At 67.1% G+C, this 23,303-nt stretch carries 20 protein-coding genes and 2 pseudogenes; 16 read left to right on the top strand and 6 right to left on the bottom strand.

The features are described 5' to 3' along the window. Positions 1-720: pseudogene (locus tag JOZ79_RS10460) on the top strand (DNA mismatch repair protein MutS); the annotation flags it as partial. Beyond that, positions 717-3,416 (top strand): [protein-PII] uridylyltransferase, encoded by a 2,700-nt coding sequence (locus JOZ79_RS10465; protein WP_294073882.1) that lies wholly within the window; start codon positions 717-719, stop codon positions 3,414-3,416. The pseudogene JOZ79_RS10460 and the gene JOZ79_RS10465, both read left to right, overlap by 4 nt. Before the next feature lie 45 nt (positions 3,417-3,461). Here JOZ79_RS10465 and JOZ79_RS10470 read toward each other — a convergent pair whose 3' ends face one another. The 3 genes from JOZ79_RS10470 to thrS all read right to left on the bottom strand — a co-directional run bounded on the left by JOZ79_RS10470 (position 3,462) and on the right by thrS (position 9,284). Then, complete coding sequence (locus JOZ79_RS10470) at positions 3,462-6,449, bottom strand: TonB-dependent receptor (RefSeq protein WP_294073884.1); 2,988 nt, start codon at positions 6,447-6,449, stop codon at positions 3,462-3,464. 156 nt (positions 6,450-6,605) lie between these two features. Next, complete coding sequence (gene infC / locus JOZ79_RS10475) at positions 6,606-7,109, bottom strand: translation initiation factor IF-3 (RefSeq protein WP_294073886.1); 504 nt, start codon at positions 7,107-7,109, stop codon at positions 6,606-6,608. Between the two features lie 162 nt (positions 7,110-7,271). Continuing rightward, a complete protein-coding gene (gene thrS / locus JOZ79_RS10480; protein ID WP_294073888.1) occupies positions 7,272-9,284 on the bottom strand; it encodes a threonine--tRNA ligase in 2,013 nt (670 codons plus the stop codon). A 115-nt stretch (positions 9,285-9,399) separates the two neighbouring features. On the opposite strand from thrS, the gene JOZ79_RS10485 reads away from it, so the two are divergent. The 5 genes from JOZ79_RS10485 (at position 9,400) to JOZ79_RS10505 (ending at position 12,683) form a co-directional block, all read left to right on the top strand. Then, a complete protein-coding gene (locus JOZ79_RS10485) occupies positions 9,400-10,491 on the top strand; it encodes a YjgN family protein (protein WP_294073890.1) in 1,092 nt (363 codons plus the stop codon). Between the two features lie 3 nt (positions 10,492-10,494). Continuing rightward, positions 10,495-11,532, top strand: coding sequence for a M48 family metallopeptidase (locus JOZ79_RS10490; protein WP_294073892.1), 1,038 nt, complete (start codon positions 10,495-10,497; stop codon positions 11,530-11,532). A gap of 136 nt (positions 11,533-11,668) precedes the next feature. Continuing rightward, positions 11,669-12,055 (top strand): hypothetical protein, encoded by a 387-nt coding sequence (locus JOZ79_RS10495; RefSeq protein WP_294073894.1) that lies wholly within the window; start codon positions 11,669-11,671, stop codon positions 12,053-12,055. Positions 12,056-12,057: 2 nt separating this feature from the next. Beyond that, the gene (locus JOZ79_RS10500) at positions 12,058-12,468 is read left to right on the top strand and encodes a hypothetical protein (protein WP_294073896.1); all 411 of its coding nucleotides are present in this window, start codon (positions 12,058-12,060) and stop codon (positions 12,466-12,468) included. Next, on the top strand, positions 12,468-12,683 hold the full coding sequence (locus JOZ79_RS10505) for a helix-turn-helix transcriptional regulator (RefSeq protein ID WP_294073916.1): 216 nt from the start codon (positions 12,468-12,470) through the stop codon (positions 12,681-12,683). The genes JOZ79_RS10500 and JOZ79_RS10505 overlap by 1 nt, the downstream gene beginning before the upstream one ends. Before the next feature lie 9 nt (positions 12,684-12,692). Here JOZ79_RS10505 and JOZ79_RS10510 read toward each other — a convergent pair whose 3' ends face one another. Further along, positions 12,693-13,649 carry an aldo/keto reductase family protein gene (locus JOZ79_RS10510; protein ID WP_294073898.1) on the bottom strand — a complete coding sequence of 319 codons (957 nt, stop codon included), beginning with the start codon at positions 13,647-13,649 and terminating at the stop codon, positions 12,693-12,695. A 96-nt stretch (positions 13,650-13,745) separates the two neighbouring features. Between JOZ79_RS10510 and JOZ79_RS10515 the strand changes: the two genes are divergently transcribed. Genes JOZ79_RS10515 through JOZ79_RS10540 form a run of 6 tightly spaced genes read left to right on the top strand, consistent with a single transcriptional unit; the run spans position 13,746 to position 17,759 of the window. Then, on the top strand, positions 13,746-14,762 hold the full coding sequence (locus JOZ79_RS10515) for a cupin-like domain-containing protein (protein ID WP_294073900.1): 1,017 nt from the start codon (positions 13,746-13,748) through the stop codon (positions 14,760-14,762). Beyond that, a complete protein-coding gene (locus JOZ79_RS10520; RefSeq protein ID WP_294073901.1) occupies positions 14,759-15,448 on the top strand; it encodes an alpha/beta hydrolase in 690 nt (229 codons plus the stop codon). Before JOZ79_RS10515 ends, JOZ79_RS10520 begins: the two co-directional genes overlap by 4 nt. Further along, complete coding sequence (locus JOZ79_RS10525) at positions 15,445-16,158, top strand: tetratricopeptide repeat protein (RefSeq protein WP_294073903.1); 714 nt, start codon at positions 15,445-15,447, stop codon at positions 16,156-16,158. The genes JOZ79_RS10520 and JOZ79_RS10525 overlap by 4 nt, the downstream gene beginning before the upstream one ends. A 5-nt stretch (positions 16,159-16,163) precedes the next feature. After that, entirely contained in the window at positions 16,164-16,583 is a 420-nt protein-coding gene (locus JOZ79_RS10530; protein ID WP_294073905.1) for a VOC family protein, read from the top strand. 2 nt (positions 16,584-16,585) lie between these two features. Beyond that, positions 16,586-17,305, top strand: coding sequence for a hydroxyacylglutathione hydrolase (gene gloB / locus JOZ79_RS10535; protein ID WP_366514814.1), 720 nt, complete (start codon positions 16,586-16,588; stop codon positions 17,303-17,305). 43 nt (positions 17,306-17,348) lie between these two features. Further along, positions 17,349-17,759: a hypothetical protein gene (locus JOZ79_RS10540; protein WP_294073909.1), complete on the top strand. Its 411-nt coding sequence runs from the start codon at positions 17,349-17,351 to the stop codon at positions 17,757-17,759. 12 nt (positions 17,760-17,771) lie between these two features. Here JOZ79_RS10540 and JOZ79_RS10545 read toward each other — a convergent pair whose 3' ends face one another. Further along, the gene (locus tag JOZ79_RS10545; protein WP_294073911.1) at positions 17,772-19,517 is read right to left on the bottom strand and encodes an AMP-dependent synthetase/ligase; all 1,746 of its coding nucleotides are present in this window, start codon (positions 19,515-19,517) and stop codon (positions 17,772-17,774) included. 89 nt (positions 19,518-19,606) lie between these two features. On the opposite strand from JOZ79_RS10545, the gene ggt reads away from it, so the two are divergent. Beyond that, positions 19,607-21,325 carry a gamma-glutamyltransferase gene (ggt, locus tag JOZ79_RS10550; protein ID WP_294073913.1) on the top strand — a complete coding sequence of 573 codons (1,719 nt, stop codon included), beginning with the start codon at positions 19,607-19,609 and terminating at the stop codon, positions 21,323-21,325. Here ggt and JOZ79_RS10555 read toward each other — a convergent pair. Further along, complete coding sequence (locus tag JOZ79_RS10555; RefSeq protein WP_294073918.1) at positions 21,322-22,401, bottom strand: quinone-dependent dihydroorotate dehydrogenase; 1,080 nt, start codon at positions 22,399-22,401, stop codon at positions 21,322-21,324. The genes ggt and JOZ79_RS10555 overlap by 4 nt on opposite strands. A gap of 110 nt (positions 22,402-22,511) precedes the next feature. On the opposite strand from JOZ79_RS10555, the gene JOZ79_RS10560 reads away from it, so the two are divergent. Next, entirely contained in the window at positions 22,512-22,916 is a 405-nt protein-coding gene (locus JOZ79_RS10560; protein ID WP_294073914.1) for an Rrf2 family transcriptional regulator, read from the top strand. Then, positions 22,913-23,303: pseudogene (locus tag JOZ79_RS10565) on the top strand (Fe-S cluster assembly protein SufB); the annotation flags it as partial. The gene JOZ79_RS10560 and the pseudogene JOZ79_RS10565, both read left to right, overlap by 4 nt.

Here is a 23,303-nt window from a genome sequence, read left to right on the forward strand (position 1 = left end):
TTGCGCCAAGCGGCACTGGTCGCGGTGCTCGCGCAATGCGGCAGTTTCGTTCCGGCGACGAGCGCCACGGTCGGCATCGTCGACCGCCTGTTCAGCCGGGTCGGCGCGGCCGACAATCTCGCTCGCGGGCGCTCGACCTTCATGGTCGAGATGGTCGAGACGGCGGCGATCCTCGCTCAGGCGACGCCCAGGAGCCTTGTCATCCTCGACGAGATCGGTCGCGGCACCTCGACTTACGACGGGCTCGCGATCGCCTGGGCGGTTGTCGAGGCGATGCACGACGAGGTGAAGTGCCGAACCCTTTTCGCGACCCACTATTATGAGCTGACGCGGCTGGCCGGGCGGCTGGACGCATTGTCCCTCCACCACGTCCGGGCACGCGAGTGGAAGGGTGATCTGGTGCTTCTCCACGAGGTCGCCGGCGGTGCGGCGGACCGCAGCTATGGCATCGCGGTTGCCAAGCTCGCGGGGCTGCCGCCGGCAGTGGTCGCTCGCGCGAAGTCGGTGCTTGCGAAGCTCGAGGCGGGCCGGGATGCGACTGGCGGGATCGCGGCGGGCCTCGACGACCTGCCGCTGTTCGCCGCGAGCGCCGAAGCGGAACCCGCGCCCGACCCGCTGCTGACGGCGCTGGAGGCAATCGAACCCGACAGCCTGACGCCGCGCGACGCGCTGGAGCAGCTCTATCGGCTGAAGCGGCTCGCGGCGGAGCAGAGCGGATGACTTCGCACGACGTCGAGAACCGGCGCGCGATCATCGACCGGCGAGCGGTTGCAGAGCGAATGGCCGGCGGGGATGCGGCAGCGGTCCTGCGCGAGGCACTCGATGCCGGCCGTGCTGAGGTGGCTGAGCGCCTTGCCCGGCATCCTGGAAACGGTCGGGCGGCGGCGCATGCGACGGCGTTCCTCCACGACCAGATCGTCCGGCTCGCTTTCGAGCATGTGGCGGGCGGCTCGGCGGACACGGCTGGCCTCACGCTGGTCGCGCTCGGCGGCTCGGGCCGCGGGGAGATGGCTCCCTACAGCGACCTCGACCTGATGGTGCTGACGGCCAAGGCGCCGATGGCCGAGCAGGGAGCATCCGCGCAGGCGCTGTTCCACCTGCTCTGGGAGCTGAAGCTCAAGGTCGGCCACTCGGTGCGCTCCCTTCCCGATCTGCTTCAGCAGGCGAAGACGGACATGACCGTGCGCACGGCCATGCTGGAAGCCCGCGCGCTGTGGGGCGATTCCGCTTTGTTCGATCTCGCCATCCGCCGCTTTCGCAAGGAGGTGGTGTCGGGTACCGCGGCCGAGTTCGTGGCCGCAAAGCTCGCCGAGCGCGACCAGCGCCACATCCGCATGGGCGACAGTCGCTACGTCGTCGAGCCCAACGTCAAGGACGGCAAGGGCGGGCTTCGCGATCTTCACACGCTCTACTGGATCGGCAAATATGTGCACGGCGTCGAGCGGCCTTCGGACCTGGTCGGCGCGGGCCTCCTGAGCGCCGCGGAATTCCGACGCTTCGATCGCGCCGAGCGCTTCTTCTGGTCGGTGCGCTGCCACCTGCACCTGCTTGCCGGCCGGGCCGAGGAGCGCGTCGGCTTCGCCTACCAGCCGCAGATCGCCGGGATCATGCATTACGCCGATCGGCCGGGGAAGTCGGCGGTCGAGCGGTTCATGCAGTTCTACTTCCTCAACGCGAAGACGGTGGGCGATCTGACCGGCGTCTTCCTCGCGCAGCTCGACGAGCAATTGGGCAAGAAGGGCTTCCGCTTTGCGCTTCCGACCATCCGGCGGCGGCCGGGGCGGCTCAGCGGCTTCACGCTCGATCGGGGACGCATCTCCATCCCGAACGACGACTTCTTCCGCAAGGAGCCGGTGCGGCTGCTCGAATTGTTCGCGCTGGCCGCGCGCGAGCGGCTTGAGGTGCACCCGGCGGCGATGCGCGCCGCAACCCGCGACAGCGCCCTGATCGGCCGCAAGGTGCGCGACGACCCGCGCGCCAACGCCTTGTTCCTCGACGTGCTGACGTCGCTCAACTCGCCGGAGATCGTGCTGCGCTGGATGAACGAGACCGGCGTGTTCGGCCGCTTCGTTCCCGACTTCGGCCGCGTCGTCGCGCAGATGCAGTTCGACATGTACCACCATTATACGGTCGACGAGCATTCGATCCGAGCGCTCGGCCTGCTTGCCGCGATCGAGCGCGGCGACCTCCGCGACGACCATCCGCTGTCGACCGCGCTGTTTCGGCAGATCGGATCGCGGCGCGTGCTCTATGTGGCAGTGCTTCTGCACGACATCGCCAAGGGCCGGGGCGGCGATCATAGTGAGATGGGGGCCGAGATCGCGCTCCGGCTGTGCCCGCGGCTCGGGCTCGACGCTGCGGAAACGGAGACGGTGGCCTGGCTGGTCCGCCATCACCTGCTGATGTCGTCGACGGCGTTCAAGCGCGACCTTGCCGATGCCAAGACGATCGAGGATTTCGTTCGGCAGGTGCAAAGCCCGGAGCGCTTACGGCTGCTCCTGATCCTCACGGTCGTCGACATCCGGGCGGTCGGCCCGACGATCTGGAATGAATGGAAGCGGGTGCTCCTGCGGACGTTGTTCGAGGCAGCCGAGGAGCGGCTCCGGCTCGGCCATAAGCAGCACGGGCGCGCCGAGCTGGTGCAGGACCGTCAGGCGGAACTCGGCAAGCGGCTCGGCTGGAAGGCGAGCGCGGTCCGCGCCCATGGCCGGCGCCTGCCCGACAGCTACTGGCTGGCCGAGCCGCTCGAGTGGCAGGTCGCCAACGCCCGTCAGGTCGCGGCTGCCGAAGCGCGCATCGGCGAGGCCGAGCCGACAGTGGTCGCGGAGACGGACGCCGACAGCAATGCGACGCGGGTGACGGTGTTCTCGCCCGACCGCGAGGGCCTGTTCTATCGCATCTGCGCGGGGCTGGCCGCGGCCGGAGCAAACATCATCGACGCGCGCATCCACACGACGCGCGACGGCATGGCGCTCGACAATCTGCTGGTCCACGACGCTCAGGGCCGGGCCTATGCCGACCGCCGCCTGCGCGGCCGGCTGGTACGCTCGGTCGAGAAGGCGCTGGGACATGGCGCGGCGCCGGCGCTGCCTTCGGTCGAAGCTGCGTCGGCGAAGAGCCGGGCGTTCATCGTCGCGCCGTCGGTCTCGGTCGCCGATCAGGCCTCGACCCGAACGACCGTGGTCGAGGTGCATGCGCTCGACCGGCCGGCGCTGCTTGCACGGCTTGCCGGGGCAATCGTCGGCCAGGGGCACCGAATCCACTCGGCCCACATCGCGACCTACGGCGAGCGCGCGGTCGACGTCTTCTATTTGACCAATGCCGACGGCCGGAAGCTCGACGCCGGCGAGGTCGACGCGCTGCGTTCGGCGCTGCTCGAGGCGGCCATGGACTCGGCGCGGGCCGAAGCTGCCTGAAGGGAAAAGGCCCGCCGGTGTGAGCGAGCCTTGCCGACGTGCTCGCTAACCGCGCTCGCCGTTGGTGGCGGGCGGAGGTGCCAGCGGCGGCGGAGCCGGGCAAGCGTCGGTCGCGAGGATGACCGTTCCGTCCGCGCACGTCTGGGACGCCGGGGCGGGCGGCGGCGGCGGGGGAGCAGGCGGCGCGACATAAGGCGCCGGTGCGGGCCGGTCGAAGCCAAGCTTCCCGCGCAGGGTCATGCCGAAAGTCCGAGGCTCGCCGAGAAAGCCACCGTAGAGTTGCGTCGAGATTGGGTAAAAGCCCGCAGCGACACCGCGCGTCGTGCCCGAGCCCTGCACGGGGCCGTCGAAGCCGACCTGGATATAGCGCTTGTTGAAGACGTTCTGTCCCCAGAATTCGAGTGACCAGCTGTCGTCCGGTGCGTGCACGCCGACCCGCGCATTGACTAGCGTGAATGCCTTTTGCGTCTTCTCGATGTCGAGGTCGGAGCCGGTGTTGAACTGGCTCATGTACCGGGCGTCGACGTAGATAAGGCCGCGCAAGTTCGACCCCAGAGAAGGTGTCCAGGCGAAGCTGGTCGTTGCCGTCCATCTCGGCGCGTTCGAGATTTGCCGACCGGGAAGCTGGAACAGGACGTTGGTCAGCGGCGACCCGCCGGCACCGACCAGGTTATGGCGATAGCGTGTGTCCGCCATGACAAGTCCGCCGTTCCACTGGACGTCCGCGAGAGGGCGGGTGAACGCCTCCAGCTCGAAGCCCTTGCTGATGACGCCGCTGCCGAGGCCGCCCGTGCACGCGCCGGTTGCGGGGTTGTTGTCGCTGTCGGCGCCGCTCAGACTCCGCCTGCAGCTGTTCACGTTCTCGACGACGAAATTGATGCCGTTAAAGGTGTTCAACTGGAAGTCGCGGAAGGCTTCGTGGAACAGGGCGAGGTTCACGTCGATGGCGCGGCCGTGGTACTTGGCGCCGACCTCGAAGGCGTCGTTGACTTCGGGCTTGAAGCGAAGCTGATCGAGGCTGGGCGCGGCCTGATTGAGCCCCGAACGATCGAGGTTGAACCCGCCACTCTTGTACCCGCGCGAGAAGCTCGCATAGGTCAGCAGCCGGTCCGTGGGCTTGTAACTGAGCACTGCGGTGCCGGAGAATTTGTCCTCCTTGTTGCGAGCGCCCCCGAAGCTGCCATTCACCGAGTTGAGGACGCAGGGCGCCGATCCGATCGGTTTCAGCACCTGCGCCGCGAGGGCGTTGGCAAGTCCGGCGATCGCCGGATTGAGCCCGCCATTGCCGGTCGGATCCGCCGCTGCGGCTGCCGCGAGTTGCTGGAGCCTCAGGATATTGCCCTCGTACGCCGCGCAAACGCTGCTGCTTTGCAGATCGGCGTTCAGCGACTTGCGATCCAATGTGTAGCGCGCACCGAGTGTTAGCGAGAGCTGGTCGGTGATCTTGAAGATGTCGTGGGTGAAGAGGGCGTAGTTGCGATCCTTCTGCCGGAACACGTCCTGCGTGGTCTGGTTGGACAGCGGCGTGTTGACGACCTGGCTGGCGACGGCGTTGACGACCAGCGGATAGGCTGGCGCCGGAATGCCAGCAAACGCGGGGTTGGTCGCCAGCTGGTTGGCCACGAAGCCCTGGGCGAACAGGTTCAGCTGGTTGAAGCCGGGGAAGGCGGCCAGTGCCGGGTTGCTCGCCCGCACCAGCGTGCCGAAATAGAGGTCGCCATCGGCGCCGACCGAGAGATTGTCGTGGCGGGTCAGCCGTTCGTCGTCGAAATAGCCGCCGATCAGCCAGTCGATGCGGTTGTTCCAGCTGTTGCCCTGCAACCGCAGTTCCTGGCTGAATGTCGTGAATTTGTTGCCCAACCCACCATTGTCATCGCGGTAGAGGATGTCGAGATTGTTGAAGTCGGCATCGATGCCGCCGACGAACTTGTTCGACCGGTAGGCGGTTACGGATGTCAGCTCCGCCCCGCCGAAGTCGTACACGAGCTCACCGGAAACCCCGCCGTCGCGGACGTCGGAGCGGTCGGTCCGGCCGGGCGTGAGCGACACCTTCCGGCCATTTGCGCTGTCTTCGATGACGCCGCCAATCGCGCGCTCGAGCGTCACGATGGACGAAGTCGGCAGCACGGTGACGCCGCCGCTGCCGTTGGAGACCACGTCGTGCGACGGCAGGAAAGGCGCCGCACAGCATTCTTCGTTCTGCCTCGAATAATCGGCGATCAGGCGGAACGACAGGTTGTCGCTCGGCTTGAACAGCATTTGGCCGCGCAGCATCCAGCGGTCGCGGTTGTTGACACGGCGGCCCGAAATCACATCGGTGACGAAGCCATTGCGCTTGTCCCAGACGCCGTCGAGCCGAAGCGCAACGGCATTGCTGACCGGACCGGTCGCGCTCGCCTGGATGCGGCGGAAATTATAGTTGCCGACGTCGACCTGGCCGCTCACTTCGGGCTGGAAACGGGGCTTCGCGGTGATGATGGAGATCAGCCCCGCCGAAGTATTGCGGCCGAACAGCGTGCCCTGCGGTCCGCGCAGGACTTCGATCCGGTCGAGTGGGCCAAGGTCGGTCAGGCCGATGCCGGTGCGCGCGCGATAGACTCCGTCGATGAACAGGCCGACCGAGCTCTCGAGGCCCGGATTGTCTCCGACGGTCCCGATGCCGCGGATGCGGGCGACGGCAGCGCCGGCCTCCGACGTCGTCGAGGACACGAGCAGGGAGGGCGACAGCTGGTTGAGCTGCCGGATGTCGGTCGCGCCGCTGTACTGAAGTGTCTTCGCCGTAAGCGCGCTGACGGCCATCGGAACGTCCGAGAGGGCTTCGTTGCGGCGGGTCGCGGTGACGATGATGTCGCTGGAATCGACCGGCTGCTGCTCGCGCGCCTGGTCCTGGACCGCTGCGCCCTCGGTGGCGCCCTGGGTGGTCCGGGCGGCCGCCTTGTCGGTGTCGGTAGTCGATTGCGCGGTCGTCTGGCCGACCGCCGGCGCGGCCAAGCTGAGTACGGCCGCCGACAGCAGCCACGTCGATTTGCGCATGATCTCTCCCCCTTGCTCGAATGAGCACCTCGGGAGGAGCTAACGGCAATGGGCCGGCAAAGGAAGCATGGCTCCCGGACCGACCGCGACAATCACGTCCGGCTGGCGCACGGCTGCAACACCGATGTCAGGCCGTCACCTGCAATGGCTTGCTGCTTACTTGGGGGCGAGGACCATCAGCATCTGGCGGCCTTCCATGCGGGGATGCGCCTCGATCTTGGCGACTTCGGCGGTCTGTTCCTGGACCCGGCGGAGCACCGCCATGCCGAGCTCGCCGTGCGCCATCTCGCGACCGCGGAAACGCATGGTGACCTTCACCTTATCGCCCTCGTCGATGAACTCGAACACCTTCTTCATCTTGGTGTCATAGTCGTGGTCATCGATGTTCGGACGCATCTTGATCTCCTTGATCTCCTGCGTCTTCTGCTTCTTGCGCTGTTCGTTGGCCTTCTTCTGGGCCTCGTACTTGTAGCGGCCGATGTCGAGGAACTTGGCGACGGGCGGGTCCGCGTTGGGAGAGATCTCGACCAGGTCGAGGCCCACGGACTGCGCCTGCTCGAAGGCTTCGCGCGTATACATGACGCCCAGGTTTTCGCCGTTCTCGTCGATCACCCGGACCTTCTGGGACTGGATGAACTCGTTGTAGCGGGGGCCGCTCATCGGTGGCGGCGGCGCCATTCCTCGGCGCGGATAGGGCGGTGGTATAGCGATGTCTCCGATCGTACTTGTTGGACGGTGCCGAATTAGGCACTCGCGCGGCAGATGGAAAGTCCGCGCGAGGATTCGTGAGTCATTTTCGCCGCGGCCTGTGGCGGCGTGGCGTCACCGCTGGTCGGGGGCGACGGCCTCCGACTGGATCATGGTGATCGCCTCATCGGCGGTCATGACCAGCTGACGTTCCTCGGAGCCCAGCCTGCGAAGCGCGACGGTGCCTTCCTCGGCCTCGCGCTTGCCGACGACCAGCAGCAGCGGCACCTTCGCGAGGCTGTGCTCGCGGACCTTGTAGTTGATCTTCTCGTTGCGGAGATCGGTTTCGACCCGAATGCCGGCTTTCGACAATTTGGCGGCGACTTCCTTGGCATAGGAGTCGGCGTCGGACACGATGGTCGCGACGACCGTCTGCACCGGCGATAGCCACAGCGGGAACTTGCCGGCGTGATGCTCGATCAGGATGCCGATGAAGCGCTCGAACGTGCCGAGGATCGCGCGGTGGAGCATGACCGGGCGGTGCTTGGCGCCGTCCTCGCCGACATAGGTCGCGTCGAGCCGCTCGGGCAGCACGGTGTCGGCCTGGATGGTGCCGACCTGCCAGGTGCGGCCGATGGCGTCGGTCAGGTGGAATTCGAGCTTGGGAGCATAGAAGGCGCCTTCGCCGGGCAGCTCCTCCCAGCCGAACTCGGGCGTCGCGCGTCCCGCGGCGGCGACGGCGTCGCGGAGCACCTGCTCGGCCCGGTCCCATTCCTCGTCGCTGCCGTACCTTTGCTCCGGACGAAGCGCGAGCTTGATCGCGTACTGGTCGAAACCAAGGTCGCGGTAGACGCTGTCGAGCAGGTCGCAGAACGCCTTGATCTCGTCGATCAGCTGGTCCTCGCGCACGAAGATATGGGCATCGTCCTGCGTGAACTGACGCACCCGCATGATGCCGTGCAGCGCGCCGTGCGGCTCGTTCCGGTGGCAGCAGCCGAACTCGGCCATGCGGATCGGCAGGTCGCGGTAGCTGGTGATGCCCTGCTTGAAGATGAGGACGTGCGCCGGGCAGTTCATCGGCTTCAGCGCCATCAGGTCGGCGTCGCCGGACAGGATCGCCTTGTCGTCTTCGGTCGACGGGATTTCATCGGGAACGACGAACATGTTCTCGCGATATTTGCCCCAGTGGCCGCTCTTCTCCCACTGGCGGGCGTCCATCAGCTGCGGCGTCTTCACCTCGACATAGCCGGCGGCGTCGAGGCGGCGGCGCATGTAGGCTTCGAGCTGCCGCCAGACGAGATAGCCCTTCGGGTGCCAGAAAACGCTGCCGTGCGCTTCAGCCTGCAGATGGAACAGGTCCATCTCCTGCCCGATCTTGCGGTGGTCGCGCTTGGCCGCTTCCTCCAGCCGGACGAGATGCGCGTCGAGCTGCTTCTTGTTGAGCCAGGCGGTCCCGTAAATGCGGCTCAGCATCGGGTTCTTCGGATCGCCGCGCCAGTAGGCGCCGGACACGCGGGTGAGCTTGAACGACTGCGGGTCGAGCTTGCCGGTCGAGGCGAGGTGCGGACCGCGGCAGAGGTCGATCCAGGCGTCGGGCTTGCTGCCCGAGCGGTACATGGTGATCGGCTCGCCCTCAGGCAGCTCCATCACCCACTCGGCCTTGAAGCGCTCGCCCTGCTTCTCGAACAGCGCGCGGACGTCGTGCCGGTCCCAGACCTCGCGGACCAGAGGCTCGTCGCGGTCGATGATGCGTCGCATCTCCTCCTCAATCGCCGGCAGATCCTCCTCGGTGAAGGCGCCGCGCTCCGCAGTCGGGGCGAAATCATAGTAGAAGCCGTCGTCGGTCGCCGGGCCGAAGGTGATTTGCGTGCCCGGGTAGAGGGTCTGCACCGCTTCGGCGAGGATGTGGGCGAAGTCGTGGCGGACGAGGTCGAGCGCCTCCGCCTCGTCGCGGTTGGTGACCAGCTCGAGCCTCGAGTCCTCCTCGAACGGGCGGCCGATGTCGCGCAGCTCGCCATCGACCTTCGCAGCGATCGCGGCCTTGGCGAGACCCGGGCCGATCGCGGCGGCCACGTCCGCCGGCGTCGAGCCTTCGGGCATTTCCCGAACCGAGCCGTCGGGAAGGGCGATCTTGAACATCCTGGTCATGGTGAGCGGCATGTAGCGGCGCGGGACAAGCGTCTCAACCGCACAAGCGTCGTGACTTGCCAAGCCGTTGCGTTCGCTGCAGCTTCGCCGGTGCTCGGGGGCAAGGGGGAAATCGATGGATGCACATACCGGCGCGGCGGCCGAGGATGGCCGCGCCATCCGCTTCACCGGTAACTGGCGCGAGTACCTGCCGATCGCGGTCACCAACCTGCTGCTGATCATCTGCACGCTGGGCATCTATCGTTTCTGGGCGGCCGCCCGGCAGCGGCGCTACCTGTGGTCGCGGACGCACGTCATCGATGACAGCCTCGAATGGACCGGCACGGGCAAGGAGATGTTCATCGGCTTCCTGATCGTCATGCTGGTGATCGCGCCGTTCCTGCTGTTCTTCCAGTTCGTGTTCCCCGCGCTCATTGCTCGCGGGATGCAGGCTGAGGCATTGGGCGTCCTTCTGCTCTTCTACGCCGCATTGGTCTATCTGGGGGGCTTCGCGCGCTTCCGGGCGCTGCGGTATCGGTTGTCGCGCAGCACCTGGCACGGGATCCGCGGTGGCAGCGACAATCCGGGCTGGGCCTACGGCCGCGAATATCTCGGCCGGGTGTTCCTCGCCGCGATCACGGTCTGGATCGCGTGGCCGTGGCTCGCGACCGAGCTATGGAACGAGCGCTGGAACAAGATGAGCTTCGGGCCCCTCGAGTTCGACGCGCGCCTCGATGCGGAGGGGCTCGGCTGGCCGTGGGCGTTGATCTACCTGGTGCCGCTGGGGGCGCTCGTCCTCGGCTTCCTGTTGCTCGGCGCGCTCGGCCTCCTTGCGAGCGGCCATGCCAACGCGGTGGCCAGCATCGGGTTCGGAGCGATCGCGGTCATCCTATTCCTGGTCGCCTATCTCGCGATCCCGCTGATGACGCTCAACTGGTACGCGAAATATTATCGCAAGGCGGCCGCCGCGACCTCGCTCGGCGAGCTCTCGTTCGCGTTCGAAGCGACGACCCTGCAGTGGCTCGGCCTGTTCCTGGGCAATATCGGCCTTGCGATCATCACGCTCGGATTCGGAATGACCTACTGGGGCTATCGCAACTGGTCGTTCATGGTCCGTCACCTGCGGGTCTACGGCACGATCGACATCGGCGAGCTGACCCAGTCGACGACCCATGCGCCGCGGGAAGCGGAGGGCTTTGCCGACGCATTCGACGTCGGGGCGATCTAGGCCTTGGTCGAGGGCCGTCTCTACGACGGCGTGACCGGCCACCCGCACGCGGTTGCTGTCACGTTCGATCCTGCCGGCATTCGGCTCAGCCAGGAGAGCGGCTGGTCGGACGAGATCGCGGCAGCCGACCTTCGCCGATACGATCCTGGACCCGACACATTGAGGCTCGGACGCAAGGATCAGCCGGGCTGGCGCCTCCTCCTGCCGCTGGAATCGGCGACCCAGGTGAAGTCTCTGCTGGGCAAGGAGGAGCGTTACGGCCGCTGGGTCGACCGGATCGGATTATTGCCGGCGCTCGTCGTGGGGGGCGCAATAACGGCGGCGGTCGTCGCTTTCGGCTACGTCGCGCCGCACTGGATCGCTCCCCACGTGCCGATGCGCTGGGAACGCGACGTCGGAAGCGCCATCGTCGGCGACTTCGGTGACCTTCGCTGCCGCAATGCCGACGGCCAGAAAGCGCTTGAGGCGTTGGTCGAGCGAGTGTCTCCGGGAGCCACCCAGGGGCCGGACGGACTCAAGGTCGCTGCGCTGAACGTCAACGTGTTCAACGCCGCTGCGCTTCCGGGCGGCTACATCGTTGTCTTCAAGCCTGCGATTACCGAGACCAATCCGGACGCTCTGGCCGGCGTCCTGGCACATGAGATCGCTCACGTCCGGCGTCGGCATGTGACCGAGGCGTTATTGCGCGAGCTGGGCATTGGGGCTCTGGTTCGCACGTTTGCCGGCAATGTCGGCGCCAATGCCGAGCAGATCGTCTCGCTCAGCTACACGCGCCAGAACGAGGCGCAGGCGGATAGTGATGCGATTGTCATGCTTCGCCGCGCGCAGGTCTCACCCAGGCCGACGGGAGCGCTGTTCCAGCGCCTGTCGAAGGATGCCCCTCAGTACAGCGCGCAGTTCCTCGAGAGCCATCCGGCCAGCGCCGCGAGAGCGAAGCAGTTTAGCGCCAGCTACGATCCGCGAGTCGCGTATCGGCCGGCGCTGACTCCAGGGCAGTGGAAGGCGCTGATGATCATGTGCGACGGCCAGGCGCCTTCCTGAACCCGCCCCCACCGATCAATCGGCATTCGAACCTTCCAGTAAAGCACGCTTGACAGTTCATGAGCGACGACGTAAAGGTCGCTTGTCAGTTTGTAATGGGAGCTTGGCAATGCAGTCGTCGAGAACAGTCGGGGCGATGACCCCTGCGCAACGGGCGCACACCCGCCGGATCATCTGGCTCCTGGTCGCTTATGCGATCCTCCTGCCGCCGCTGGTGTGGCTCCGCGCGCATCGCGATGTCGGAACCCTCGCCGCAGTCGCCATGGCGATCATCGCGTCGCTGCCCGTGCTCGGCATCTTCGCCAGCTGGGGCCGCTACCTCTCCGACGAGAAGGACGAATATCAGCACATGGTGGTGATGCGCCGCAACGCCATCGCGACCAACGCGACGATGGGGGCTTGCGCCGTCTGGGGGTTCCTGCAGGCGTTCGGAGTGATGCCGCTGATCGAGGCCTACTGGATCCCGGTCGTGTGGGTCGTCGCGCAGGGCTGCGCGCCGCTCTTCTTCCGGAAGGGAGAATGACCATGACCGTCAGTCCCGCACTTCGCAGCTACAACAAGCGCGTCCTGTGGTTGAGCCTTGCGTACGGAGTCTTCCTCCTGACGGCGGTCTACGGGTTCAAGCATCATCTCGTCAGCGGACCGGTGGCCATCGTCCTCGCTCTGCTGCCGGCGCTGGCCATCATCGGCATCTTCGCCGCGGTCGGCCGCTATCTGGTCGAGGAACAGGACGAATATGTCCGGATGCTGATGGTTCGCCAGACGCTGTGGGCAAGCGGCTTCGCGCTCAGCGTGGCGACCGCCTGGGGCTTCCTCGAAAGCTTCGACGTCGTCGGTCACGTCGAGTCCTATTACATCGCCATCCTGTGGTTCGGCGGGCTCGGCCTTGGCTCGTGCATGAACCGGCTGACCGTCGGCCGTCCGGAGGCGGCATGATGGAGAACCGACTCCGGGTGCTGCGCGCCGAGCGCAGCTGGAGCCAGCAGGACCTGGCCGAACGGCTCGAAGTGTCGCGGCAAAGCGTCAACGCGATCGAGACGGGCAAGTATGATCCGTCGCTGCCGCTCGCCTTTCGTATCGCGGAGCTGTTCGACCGGACGATCGAGGAGATCTTCACCTCGCCTTCGCGGCGAAGCTCGGGCGCGATCTGAGACAGCGGCTCAGGCGGGCTCCGTCGCCAGCGCCCGGTCGATGATCGCCTCGGCCCGTTCAAACAGTCGGGTATCGACGATTGCCCCTGACGCCGCGGCGTTCTCGCGGACCTGCTCGGGCCGTGACGCGCCGATGATGGCGGCAGCGACGTTGGGCTCGCGCAGCACCCAGGCGAGCGCGAACTGCGGCAGCGTCAGGCCAGCGTCGTCGGCGATGGGCTTCAGTTCCTGGACCGCTCGCAACAGGTCGGGCTGCATCAGCCGGTCCATGAAGCCGCCCATCTCCTGGCTGGCGGCGCGCGAGTCGCGGGGCGGCGGCCGATCGGGGTCGTATTTGCCGCTGAGCACGCCCTGGCCCAGCGGCGACCAGACGATCTGCGAGATGCCGTTGGCGGCGCACAGGGGGATCACGTCGTCCTCGGGCGCTCGCCAGACCAACGAATATTGAGGCTGGCTCGAGACGAACCTCGCGACTCCGGCCATGTCGATCGCGGCCTTGATCTTGTCGGCCGGCCATTCGGAAAAGCCGATGTAGCGGGTCTTGCCGCTGTCGATCGCGCGGGTGAGCGCATGCATGGTCTCTTCGAGCGGCGTGTCCGCGTCGTAGCGGTGGCATTGGTAGAGATCGACATGGTCGGTGCGCAGCCGCTCGAGCGAGGCGTCGAGCTGCTTCTCCACCTGGCCGGCGGACAGTCCGCGGTCCGTCTCGCTCATCGGAAAGAACAATTTGATGGCGAGGATGTAACTGTCGCGCGGCCGGCCCTGAAGGGCCTGCCCGAGGAACCGCTCCGCAGCGCCGCGGCCGTAGACATTGGCGGTGTCGATGAAGTTGATGCCCTGGTCGAACGCCTCGTCCAGGCAGGCGCGCGCCTGATCGGCTTCGACCCCGACGCCATAGGTGAGCCAGGAACCGAGCGCGATCTCGGAGACCTCGAGGTCGCTGTTGCCGAGCTTGCGGTACTGCATTGATAAATTCTCCGTCGAGCAGGCGGAGAACCAGCCTGCGCGGATGCCGTTCCGACGGATTGCGCTTTGCCGGACTCTGCTCGAAAGGGGGCGGCAATGCTGGAACAGCTCAAGCACGCCGACGAGATTGACGGCGCCGGCCTCGCTTCCCTGCCCGACGAGCGCGTCCGTGCCGGGCGTCCGGTCGTTGTCCGCGGCGCCTTCAGGGACTGGCCGATCGTGCGCGAAGGCCTGCGCTCGAATGAAGCCGCGGTCGCCTATCTCGACGGCTTCTACAACGGCCGTCCGGTCAGCACGATCGTCGCTCCACATTCGGAGGGCGGACGGTTTTTCTATCGCCCCGGATCGAAGCAGATGAACTTCCAGCAGTCGTCGCAGCTGGTGTCCAACGTGCTCAAGGGGCTGCTCCAGCAACAGGGCGCCGAGCAGCCCATTGCGATCGCGATGCAGGCGGTGTCGGCGCCGGATTGCCTGCCTGGGCTCGAAGAGGACAACCCGAACGCGCTGGTCCCCGAGGGCACACGGGCGCGCGTCTGGATCGGCAACAAGGTCACGGTCGCGCCGCATTTCGACGTTGCCGACAATCTCGCCTGCGTGGTCGCCGGGCGCCGGCGCTTCGTCCTCTTCCCGGCGGAGCAGACGCCGAACCTGTATCCGGGACCCATCGACGTCACGCCCGCCAACGTCCCGATCAGCATGGTCGCGATGGACCGGCCCGACTTCGACCGGTTCCCACGCTACCGCGAGGCGCTCGATGCAGCGCTCATTGCCGAGCTGGAGCCAGGTGATGCGGTCTACATCCCCTATATGTGGTGGCACGGGGTCCAGTCGCTCGGAGCCTTCAATGTGCTGATGAACTATTGGTGGCATCAGGATCCGCTCGCGGCGCAACACCCCTACGGGGCGCTCCTGCACCTTGCCTACTCGCTGTTCCGCCCGATGTCGGCCGAGCATCGCCTGGCGTGGCGCGCGCTCTACGACCATTATGTCTTCCAGACCGGCGAGGACCCGGTCGCCGCCTTCCCGCCCGGCCAGCAGTATCGCGGACGAGCAGTCGATGCGGAGCGGATCGCGCGGCTGAAGGAGGCGCTTCGGGACATCCTCGCCGAATGACCACGCCGCCTGTCCGTCACCTCCAGGTCGAGGGCCGCCGGATCGGCTACCGCCTCCGCGAAGGCGCATTCCCGGTAATCGTCTTCCTGCCCGGCTACGGGTCGGACATGGAAGGCGCCAAGGCGACGGCGCTGGACGCATTCGCGGGTGAGCGGGGACTGGCGATGCTGCGCCTCGATTATTCGGGGTCGAGCGGCGGCCGGTTCGAGGACGGCACGCTGGATGCCTGGCTGCAGGAGGTTCTCTCGGCGATCGACCAGCTGACGGAGGGGCCGCTGGTCCTCGTCGGTTCGTCCATGGGGGGCTGGCTCGCGCTCCATGTCGCCATTCGCCGGCCGGAGCGGGTGCAGGCCCTGGTCGGGATCGCCGCCGCTGCGGACTTTACCGCCTGGGGCTTCCCCGACGGCGTGCCCGAGGATGGCCAGGTGAGCCGCGCCTTCTGGGAATCGGGACAACGGATGCTGCTTCTCGGCGATGCGATCGGCGTGGATTGCCCGGTCCGCCTCATCCACGGCGAGAAGGACGAGGCCGTGCCGCTGGGCGTCGCGTTGAGGACTCTTGCCGCGCTCCGTTCAGGCGATGTCCAGCTGACCGTGATCAAGGACGGCGGCCATCGCCTGTCGGAGCCGCACGAAATCGCTGCGATCCTCCGCACCGTCGCCGACCTAGCGGAGCCACGAGCTTGATCCTCCTTCTCACCGCCGTCCTTGCCGCCGCAGAACCGGCGTCCGCCGCCGTTCCTGTCCAGCCCAAGGGTGCGTGCGGCAGCGTTGTCACGCCAGATACCCTGGTCTGCCGGGCGCTCCAGGCTCAGGCGGCCGGCGACTCGGCTGGTGCCGCCCAGGGCTTCGAGCAGGCGGCGAAGGCAACGCCGGCGAGCGATCCCCGCGCCGCGCGCATATGGGCCGCGGCCGGCAACCTGTGGATCGCCGCCAACCAGCCCGAGAAAGCGGCTGCCGCGCTTGATCACGCGCTCGCCGCGCCCGGCCTTGCCGGGGCTCAGCGTGGGGAGGCCCTGCTCGACCGCGCCCGTGCCGCCGAGGCCGACGGCGACATCCGCACCGCGCGCGCTCGGCTCGACGAAGCCGGAGCGACGATCTCGGGCGATCCCTTCTACTGGTATTTCAACGCAGCGCTGGCGATCCGCGAAGGCGACCAGCCAAAGGCGCAATCGGCGATCGCAAAGGCGCTCGCGCTTGCTCCCAGCGACGCGACCATCCTGTTCGAGGCGGGCCACGTTGCCGATCTCGTCGGCGACGACGATCAGGCCCGCGCCTACTGGACCCGCGCCGCGTCCAGCGATCCCAATGGCGATGTCGGCCGGGCCGCCGCGAAGGCAATCGAGATGCTCGGGGTCACGCCCACCGTGCAAACGGACGTCCGTCCCCCTAGATAGGCGCAATGCGCTTCCTGCATTCGATGCTCCGCGTCAGCGATCCAGACGCGACAATCCGCTTCTTCAACCTGCTTGGGCTGGAGGAACGGCGGCGGATGGATAACCCGGCCGGCCGATTCACCCTGATCTTCCTCGGCGTGCCCGGCGATGACGGCGGTGAGGTCGAGCTGACCCACAATTGGGACCAGGACGCCGCTTATTCGGGCGGCCGGAACTTCGGGCATCTCGCCTATCGGGTCGACGACATCTACGCGACCTGCCGCCGCCTCATGGACGCGGGTGTCACCGTCAACCGCCCGCCGCGCGACGGCCGGATGGCCTTCGTTCGAAGCCCGGACGCAATCTCGATCGAGCTTCTCCAGGAAGGCGAGGCGCTGGCACCAGCCGAACCCTGGGCGTCGATGCCCAACGTCGGCGAATGGTAGCTATGGAGATCGTTCCCGTTCCAGCCTTCGCCGACAATTACATCTGGCTCGTCCACGACGATGCGAGCCGCGAAACGGCGGTGGTCGATCCGGGCGATGGGGCGGCCGCGCTCGGTGAGGCGAAACGGCGCGGCTGGGCCATCGGCCAGGTGTGGAACACGCATTGGCATCGCGACCACACCGGCGGCAACCTCGTTGTCAAGGAAACTACCGGCGCCCGAATTTCCGGCCCGGGCGGGGAGACGATCCCGGGCATCGACGTTCCCTTGGCCGAGGGCGACACGATCCGGCTTGGCCGCCGCGTCGGCCGGGTGATCGAGGTCCCCGGCCATACGCTTGGCCATATCGCGTTGATCTTCGACGAGGACGGAGTGGCCTTCGTCGGCGACACCCTGTTCGCGATGGGCTGTGGCCGGCTGTTCGAGGGCACGCCGGAGCAGATGTATGGGTCCCTTCAGCGCCTTGCCGAGTTGCCGGAAGGCACGCGTCTCTATTGCGCGCACGAATATACCCTCGCCAACGCCCGCTTCGCCGCTCACGCGGAACCCGGCAATGGCGCGATCGCACGCCGACTCGCCGAAGTGCAGGAGCTGCGCGACCACTTCGCGATCACACTCCCGACCACGGTCGCTCAGGAACGGGCGACCAACCCTTTCGTTCGAGCAGCAAACGCAAGCGACTTTGCGGCCTTGCGTACGGCGAAAGACAGCTTCCGTTCATGAACGCGGTCGCCGAATAAGGGCTCGGCAAGGTGAGGAGATGAACATGCGCAGCATTGCTCTTCCAGTCATGATCGGGCTCGGCGCGCTGGCGTCGTGCACGACCGCTCCGCCCCCCATGGCGCGTTCGTCAGAGGGCCAGGCGCAATTCGAACGGCTGACCGCGGGCAAGGTCGCCGGCCCGCCGATGCAGTGCCTGTCGAGCCGGGAAATGAACGACATGGTCGTCATCGACGAAAGCACCGTCGCGTACCGTCGCGGCGCCGGCACCGTCTACATCGGTCACATGCAGGGCCCGTGCAACGGGCTCGGCGGCGACGCGGCGATGGTCACGCGCACGTTCGGCCCAGCCGAGTCCTGCCGCGGCGACATCGTGCGCATGGTCAACACGGCCAGCCGGATGGACGTCGGCAGCTGTCTGTTCGGCGAGTTCACGCCCTATACCGTACCGCGCTAAGCCAGCCGGCAGCTAGCGCCTGTAGAGCGCGCTCAACCGGTCGCCATAGGCGCCGGTGATGACGTGCCGCCGGATCTTGAGCGACGGCGTCAGCTGCTCGTTTTCGATCGCGAACGGAGCGTCGGCGACGATGAAGCGACGCACGCGCTCGATCACCGACAGGTCGCCGTTCACCCGGTCCAGCGCCTCTTGCAGCCGCTGCTGAAGGTCGGACCGATCCGCGATCTCTGGGTCGGGTACCAATAGTGCGACGAGGTGCGGCCGCCGGTCGCCATAGACCATGGCCTGCGCGATCTCCGGCTGAAGCGTCAGCATGCCCTCGATCCGCTGCGGCGCGATATTGTCGCCCTTGTCGTTGACCAGAAGGTCCTTCTTGCGATCGGTGATGACGATCCGGCCCTTGCCGTCGAAATGCCCGACGTCTCCGGTCGCGAGCCATCCATCCCTGAGCGCGCGCGCGCTTTCCTCCGGGTTGCGCCAATAGCCATGCATGACGTTCTCGCCGCGAACCATGATCTCGCCGTCCTCGGCGATGCGGACCTCGGTGTTCATCAGCGGCACGCCGACCGTGTCGAGGCGGATGCCGGGGCTGGGGCGGTTGCAGCTGATCACCGGTCCCGCCTCGGTCTGGCCATAGCCTTGCAGGAAGGTGATTCCCAATGACTGGAAGAACATGCCGACCTCGGGATTGAGCGGTGCACCGCCCGAAACCCACGCCTTGACCCTGCCGCCGACCTTGGCGCGCACCCGGCGCCGCAGCGTCAGGCCGAGGAAGGCGTCCATCGGCAGGTGCCACGGCCTGAACTTGCGGTTGTAGCGCGCGCTGCCGATCCCGAGCGCCCGCTCGAGCAGATATTCCGAGATGCCACCGCTCGCCTCGATCGAGCGGAGGATGCGGGTCCGCAGCATCTCGAACAGCCGGGGCACAACGACCATGATGGTCGGCCTCACCTCCTCGATGTTCGAGGCCAGCTTTTCGAGGCTTTCGGCGTAATAGATCTGCCCGCCCAGGGCGATCGGGAAATGCTGTCCGCCGCTATGTTCGTACGCATGGCTCGCCGGCAGGAACGACAGGAACACCTCGTCGCCCCAGCTGAAGTCGGTCGAGATGACGTCGGTGCAGCCCTCGACATTATGGAGGATCGCGCCGTGGTGCTGGCGCACTCCGCGGGGCGCGCCGCCGGTCCCGCTGGTGTAGATGATGCAGGCCGGGTCGTTGCGGCCCAGCTGCTCCGCATGCTCGCGGGCAACATCGGTCTCTGGCGGCGCGCTGACCAGGTCGGCCCAGCGGTGAACCTCCACATTCTCCGGCGCCTGTCCGGTGCGGACGTCATCGATGCCGATGACGTGCCTGCAGTCGGACGAAGTGAGCACCGCCGGGATCAGCGGCCGTGCGAGCTTCTGGCTCGATACGATGACCGCGGCTGCGCCCGAATTGCCCAGCACATGGGTATGATCGCGCGTGGTGTTGGTCGTGTAGGTCGGGACCGTGATGCAGCCGGCGGCCATGATGCCAAGGTCGGCGATCAGCCACTCGGGCCGGTTCTCGCTGACGAGGGCGACGCGATCGCCAGGCTGGAGGCCGATTCGGCGCAGGCTTGCGGCGAGCGCTGTGACCTGCCGTGCCGCCTCGGACCAGCTGGTCCCCTGCCACTCGCCCTCGCGCTTCGTCCAGAGAAACGGTGCGTCCCCCTTCTCGGCCGCTCGCGCCAGGAACAGTGCAACGAGGTTTTCGAACCGTTCGAGCTGCCGCGCCAAGATGGTCCTCCCAGGGACGGGTCTTAGCCGATTGCGGTTGCCGCGCCACTCCTCGTGGACGCGGGGCGCACTTGTGCGTTAGGCGCCCGATGATGCGTTTCTTCCCTCGGCTGTGTGCCGCCCTCGCCTGTCTATCGCTGATTCCCGCTGCTGGAGCGCCGGCGCGCCCGACCTCGTTTGCGCGCCCGGCTTCAGCCCAGCCCTTCGTCATCGCCGCCAACCCACTGGCCGCACGGGCGGGTCTGAACGTCCTAAAGCGCGGCGGCAGCGCCATTGACGCGACGATTGCCATTCAGGCGATGCTCTCGCTCGTCGAGCCGCAGAGCTCGAGCGTCGCGGGCGGCGCCTTCATGGTCTACCGCGACGGACGCACCGGCAAGATCACGATCTATGACGGCCGCGAAGTTGCGCCGGCGCAGGCGTCGCCGACCATGTTCCAGGACGCGTCCGGCAAGCCGCTGCCGTTCGCGACCGCGGTTCTGAGCGGTCGTGCGACCGGCGTTCCCGGTGTGCTGAGGATGCTCGACCTCGCGCATCGCGAGCACGGCCGGCTGCCCTGGTCCGGGCTGTTCGGCGATGCGGAGCGGACTGCGCGCAACGGCTTCATCGTCTCGCCGCGTCTCGGCCGGCTGATCCACGGTCATGAACCGGAGAATGCGGCGCCCGATGTCCTGCGCTATTTCTCGAGGCCGGACGGCGGCCTGCTCAATGCCGGCGACCGGCTGGTCAACCGGCCCTATGCGGACTTCCTGCGCCGCCTCGCCTCGCAGGGGATCGTCGCGCTCTACGGCGGGTCGACCGGCGCGAAGATTGTCGCACGCACTCGTCAGGGACCGCTCGCCGGAACGATGACGATGGCGGACCTTGCGGCCTATCGCCCGGTCAAGCGCGATCCGGTGTGCGGCCATTACCGGGCCTACACGCTCTGTACCAACCCGCCGCCCGGAAGCGGCGCGGGCCTCATCGAGCTGATGCAGATTCTTGAGCGGACGGACATCGCCGCGCGGGGTCCGGGCGATCCCCAATCCTGGTTCCTGTTCGCCCAGGCCAGCCGCCTGATGTACGCCGACCGCGACCGCTACGTGGGCGATCCCGCATTCGTGAACGTGCCGGTGAGCGGGCTGATCGATCCCGCTTACGCCGCGGCGCGGGCGCGGCTGATCGGCAGCACCGCCGGCGATCCGCCCGACGCCGGCGTGCCATCGGGGGCGCTTGTCTCCGGAGTCGATGCGACAATCGACCCGACCGGCACCTCCCACCTGATCGTTCGCGACCGCGACGGCAACGTCGTGTCGATGACGACCACGGTCGAAAGCATCTTCGGCACCGGTCGGATGGTCGACGGATTCTTCCTCAACAATCAGCTGACCGACTTCTCGTTCAATCCGACGGACGATCAAGGCCGCCCCGTCGCTAATGCGGTGCGGGCCGGCAAGCGTCCACGCTCATCCATGGTGCCGGCAATCCTGCTGGACCAGGACGGCCGTTTCGCAGGCGCGATCGGGTCTGCTGGCGGCAACGCCATCATCGCCTATGTCGCAAAATGCCTGGTCGCCGCGATCGACTGGCACATGCCGATGCATGAGGCGCTGGCGGCGCCGAATCTCGTCGCGCGCGGTGACGCGTTCAATGGCGAGGTCACCAAATTCTCGCCTGGCGTGCTCGCCGGGCTGCGACAGCGAGGCATCGACCTGCAGCCCGGCGTCGGCGAGGATTCCGGCGTCACGGCGGTCCTGATGCGTAACGGGCGAATCGACGGCGCCGCCGACCCGCGCCGCGAAGGCGTGGTTCTGACGCTGCCGCGCTAGGCTTCCGTCCCGACCGCGTCGGCAATGTTGGCGAAGCCCTCGCGCTTCAGCCGATCGGCGAGCCCGCGAGCGATGCGCCGCGCGATTCCCGGCCCCGTGTAGACCATCGCCGAATAGAGCTGAATCAGGCTCGCGCCGGCGCGGATGCGTTCCCAGGCGTCGTCGGCGCTGGCGATCCCGCCGACGCCGATCAATGGAATGTCGCCGCCGGACGCGCGCCGAAAGCGGCGGAGCGCATCGAGGGCCAGTGGCTTGAGCGGCCGCCCCGAGAGGCCTCCCGCCTCGCCGACGAAACGCGACTTCAGCTGCGGCCGCGATACGGTCGTGTTCGAGACGATGATCGCGGCGACGCCATGGTCGATGGCCGCCCGCACGATCCGCTCGGGATCGCCCTCGCCGAGGTCCGGCGCGACTTTCAAAAAGACGGGTTTGTCGGTCCCTACACCGCGCACCGCGGCCAGCAATTCCTCCAGCGCCCCCTCGTCCTGAAGGCCGCGCAGGCCGGGCGTGTTGGGCGAGCTGATGTTGATCGTGACATAGTCGGCGACCGGACTCATCGCCCGGACGCCCGCGACATAATCCGCGATGCCGTCGCTGAGCCCATCCTGACGACCGACACCCCGGCCGGTCGCCATGCTGGACTTGTTCGCGCCGACGTTGACGCCGACCAGGCCGGCGGTGCGGTAGCGCTTCCGAAGCCGGCCAAGGGCGGCCTCCTGCCCGGCATTGTTGAAGCCCATGCGGTTGATCACGGCTTCATCTTCCGCCAGCCGGAACAGTCGCGGCTTCGGATTGCCCTCCTGCGGCCGCGGCGTCACCGTGCCCACCTCGACGAAGCCGAAGCCGAGGCCGAGCATTTGCTCGGGCACTTCGGCGTCCTTGTCGAAGCCGGCTGCCAGGCCAATGGGATTCCAGAAGTCGAGCCCCGCGACCTCGGTTCTAAGCGTCGGCGTCCACGGCGGCTCGGGCGTGAACCCGGTGCCGGTTCGAAGCTTCAGCGCCGCAATCGTCGCCCGGTGCGCCTTCTCGGCATCGATCCTGAAGACCAGCGGACGAAGGAAAGGGTAGAGCGCCATCGGCCGTTCGTCTGTCATTGCAGGTCCGCCGACGCAATCCGCTGCCCGCGACCGGTTGAGTTTTCAGTCGCAACTTGCTAAATCCTACCGGAAAGCTCCGAATTAGGATCATGCGCCTCAGCCACCTCGCCGATTATGCGGTCGTCCTGATGACCGCCGCCGCCCGCCGCCCCGCGGCTGCGCGCCTCAGCGCGACCGAGCTTGCGGGCGAGACCGGCGTGCCGCTTCCAACCGCGCAGAAGCTGATGGGGCAGCTTGCGGTGTCCGGCCTGCTGAGCAGCGTTCGCGGCGCCGGTGGCGGGTTCACGCTGGCGCGCCCGGCGCCGGAGATCAGCCTCGCCGACATCGTCGAGGCGGTCGAAGGCCCGATCGCCATGACCCAGTGCAGCGGCCACGAGGACGCGTCCGATTGCGCCCTGGACGCCCACTGCCGCCTGAAGCCGCACATGGGTGTCGTGTCGAACGCGGTGCGCGGCGCGCTCAATGCGGTGACCCTGACGGAGCTCGCCCAGTGACCGACCGAGCGACCGACACCGTCCGCAACCGCGAGGCGCATGAAGCGGCCGAAAAGCTCGCCGACTACGAGTGGGGCTTCGTCTCCGACGTCGAGCAGGAATTCGCGCCCAAGGGGCTCAGCGAAGACATCGTCCGCTTCATCTCCGGCAAGAAGAACGAGCCGGAATGGATGCTCGACTGGCGGCTCAAGGCCTATCGCCAATGGCTGATGATGACGCCGCCCGATTGGGCGAAGCTCAACGTGCCGCCGATCGATTACCAGGACGCCTATTATTACGCCGAGCCCAAGCAGAAGAAGACGATCGGCTCCTTGGACGAGCTCGATCCCGAGATCCTGAAGACCTACCAGAAGCTCGGCATCCCGATCGAGGAGCAGAAGGTGCTCG

The organism is Sphingomonas sp. (assembly GCF_019242355.1).
Taxonomy (GTDB): domain Bacteria; phylum Pseudomonadota; class Alphaproteobacteria; order Sphingomonadales; family Sphingomonadaceae; genus Sphingomicrobium.

Excerpts from the sequence above, each read along its gene's own strand:
- JOZ79_RS10530 (WP_294073905.1), top strand. The coding sequence starts at position 16,164 with ATGCGCTTCCTGCATTCGATGCTCCGCGTCAGCGATCCAGACGCGACA.
- JOZ79_RS10560 (WP_294073914.1), top strand. The coding sequence starts at position 22,512 with ATGCGCCTCAGCCACCTCGCCGATTATGCGGTCGTCCTGATGACCGCC.
- JOZ79_RS10520 (WP_294073901.1), top strand. The coding sequence starts at position 14,759 with ATGACCACGCCGCCTGTCCGTCACCTCCAGGTCGAGGGCCGCCGGATC.
- JOZ79_RS10470 (WP_294073884.1), bottom strand. The coding sequence starts at position 6,449 with ATGCGCAAATCGACGTGGCTGCTGTCGGCGGCCGTACTCAGCTTGGCC.
- JOZ79_RS10555 (WP_294073918.1), bottom strand. The coding sequence starts at position 22,401 with ATGGCGCTCTACCCTTTCCTTCGTCCGCTGGTCTTCAGGATCGATGCC.
- JOZ79_RS10515 (WP_294073900.1), top strand. The coding sequence starts at position 13,746 with ATGCTGGAACAGCTCAAGCACGCCGACGAGATTGACGGCGCCGGCCTC.
- JOZ79_RS10505 (WP_294073916.1), top strand. The coding sequence starts at position 12,468 with ATGGAGAACCGACTCCGGGTGCTGCGCGCCGAGCGCAGCTGGAGCCAG.
- JOZ79_RS10485 (WP_294073890.1), top strand. The coding sequence starts at position 9,400 with ATGGATGCACATACCGGCGCGGCGGCCGAGGATGGCCGCGCCATCCGC.
- thrS (WP_294073888.1), bottom strand. The coding sequence starts at position 9,284 with ATGACCAGGATGTTCAAGATCGCCCTTCCCGACGGCTCGGTTCGGGAA.
- JOZ79_RS10500 (WP_294073896.1), top strand. The coding sequence starts at position 12,058 with ATGACCGTCAGTCCCGCACTTCGCAGCTACAACAAGCGCGTCCTGTGG.
- JOZ79_RS10510 (WP_294073898.1), bottom strand. The coding sequence starts at position 13,649 with ATGCAGTACCGCAAGCTCGGCAACAGCGACCTCGAGGTCTCCGAGATC.
- JOZ79_RS10540 (WP_294073909.1), top strand. The coding sequence starts at position 17,349 with ATGCGCAGCATTGCTCTTCCAGTCATGATCGGGCTCGGCGCGCTGGCG.
- ggt (WP_294073913.1), top strand. The coding sequence starts at position 19,607 with ATGATGCGTTTCTTCCCTCGGCTGTGTGCCGCCCTCGCCTGTCTATCG.
- infC (WP_294073886.1), bottom strand. The coding sequence starts at position 7,109 with ATGAGCGGCCCCCGCTACAACGAGTTCATCCAGTCCCAGAAGGTCCGG.
- gloB (WP_366514814.1), top strand. The coding sequence starts at position 16,586 with ATGGAGATCGTTCCCGTTCCAGCCTTCGCCGACAATTACATCTGGCTC.
- JOZ79_RS10495 (WP_294073894.1), top strand. The coding sequence starts at position 11,669 with ATGACCCCTGCGCAACGGGCGCACACCCGCCGGATCATCTGGCTCCTG.
- JOZ79_RS10465 (WP_294073882.1), top strand. The coding sequence starts at position 717 with ATGACTTCGCACGACGTCGAGAACCGGCGCGCGATCATCGACCGGCGA.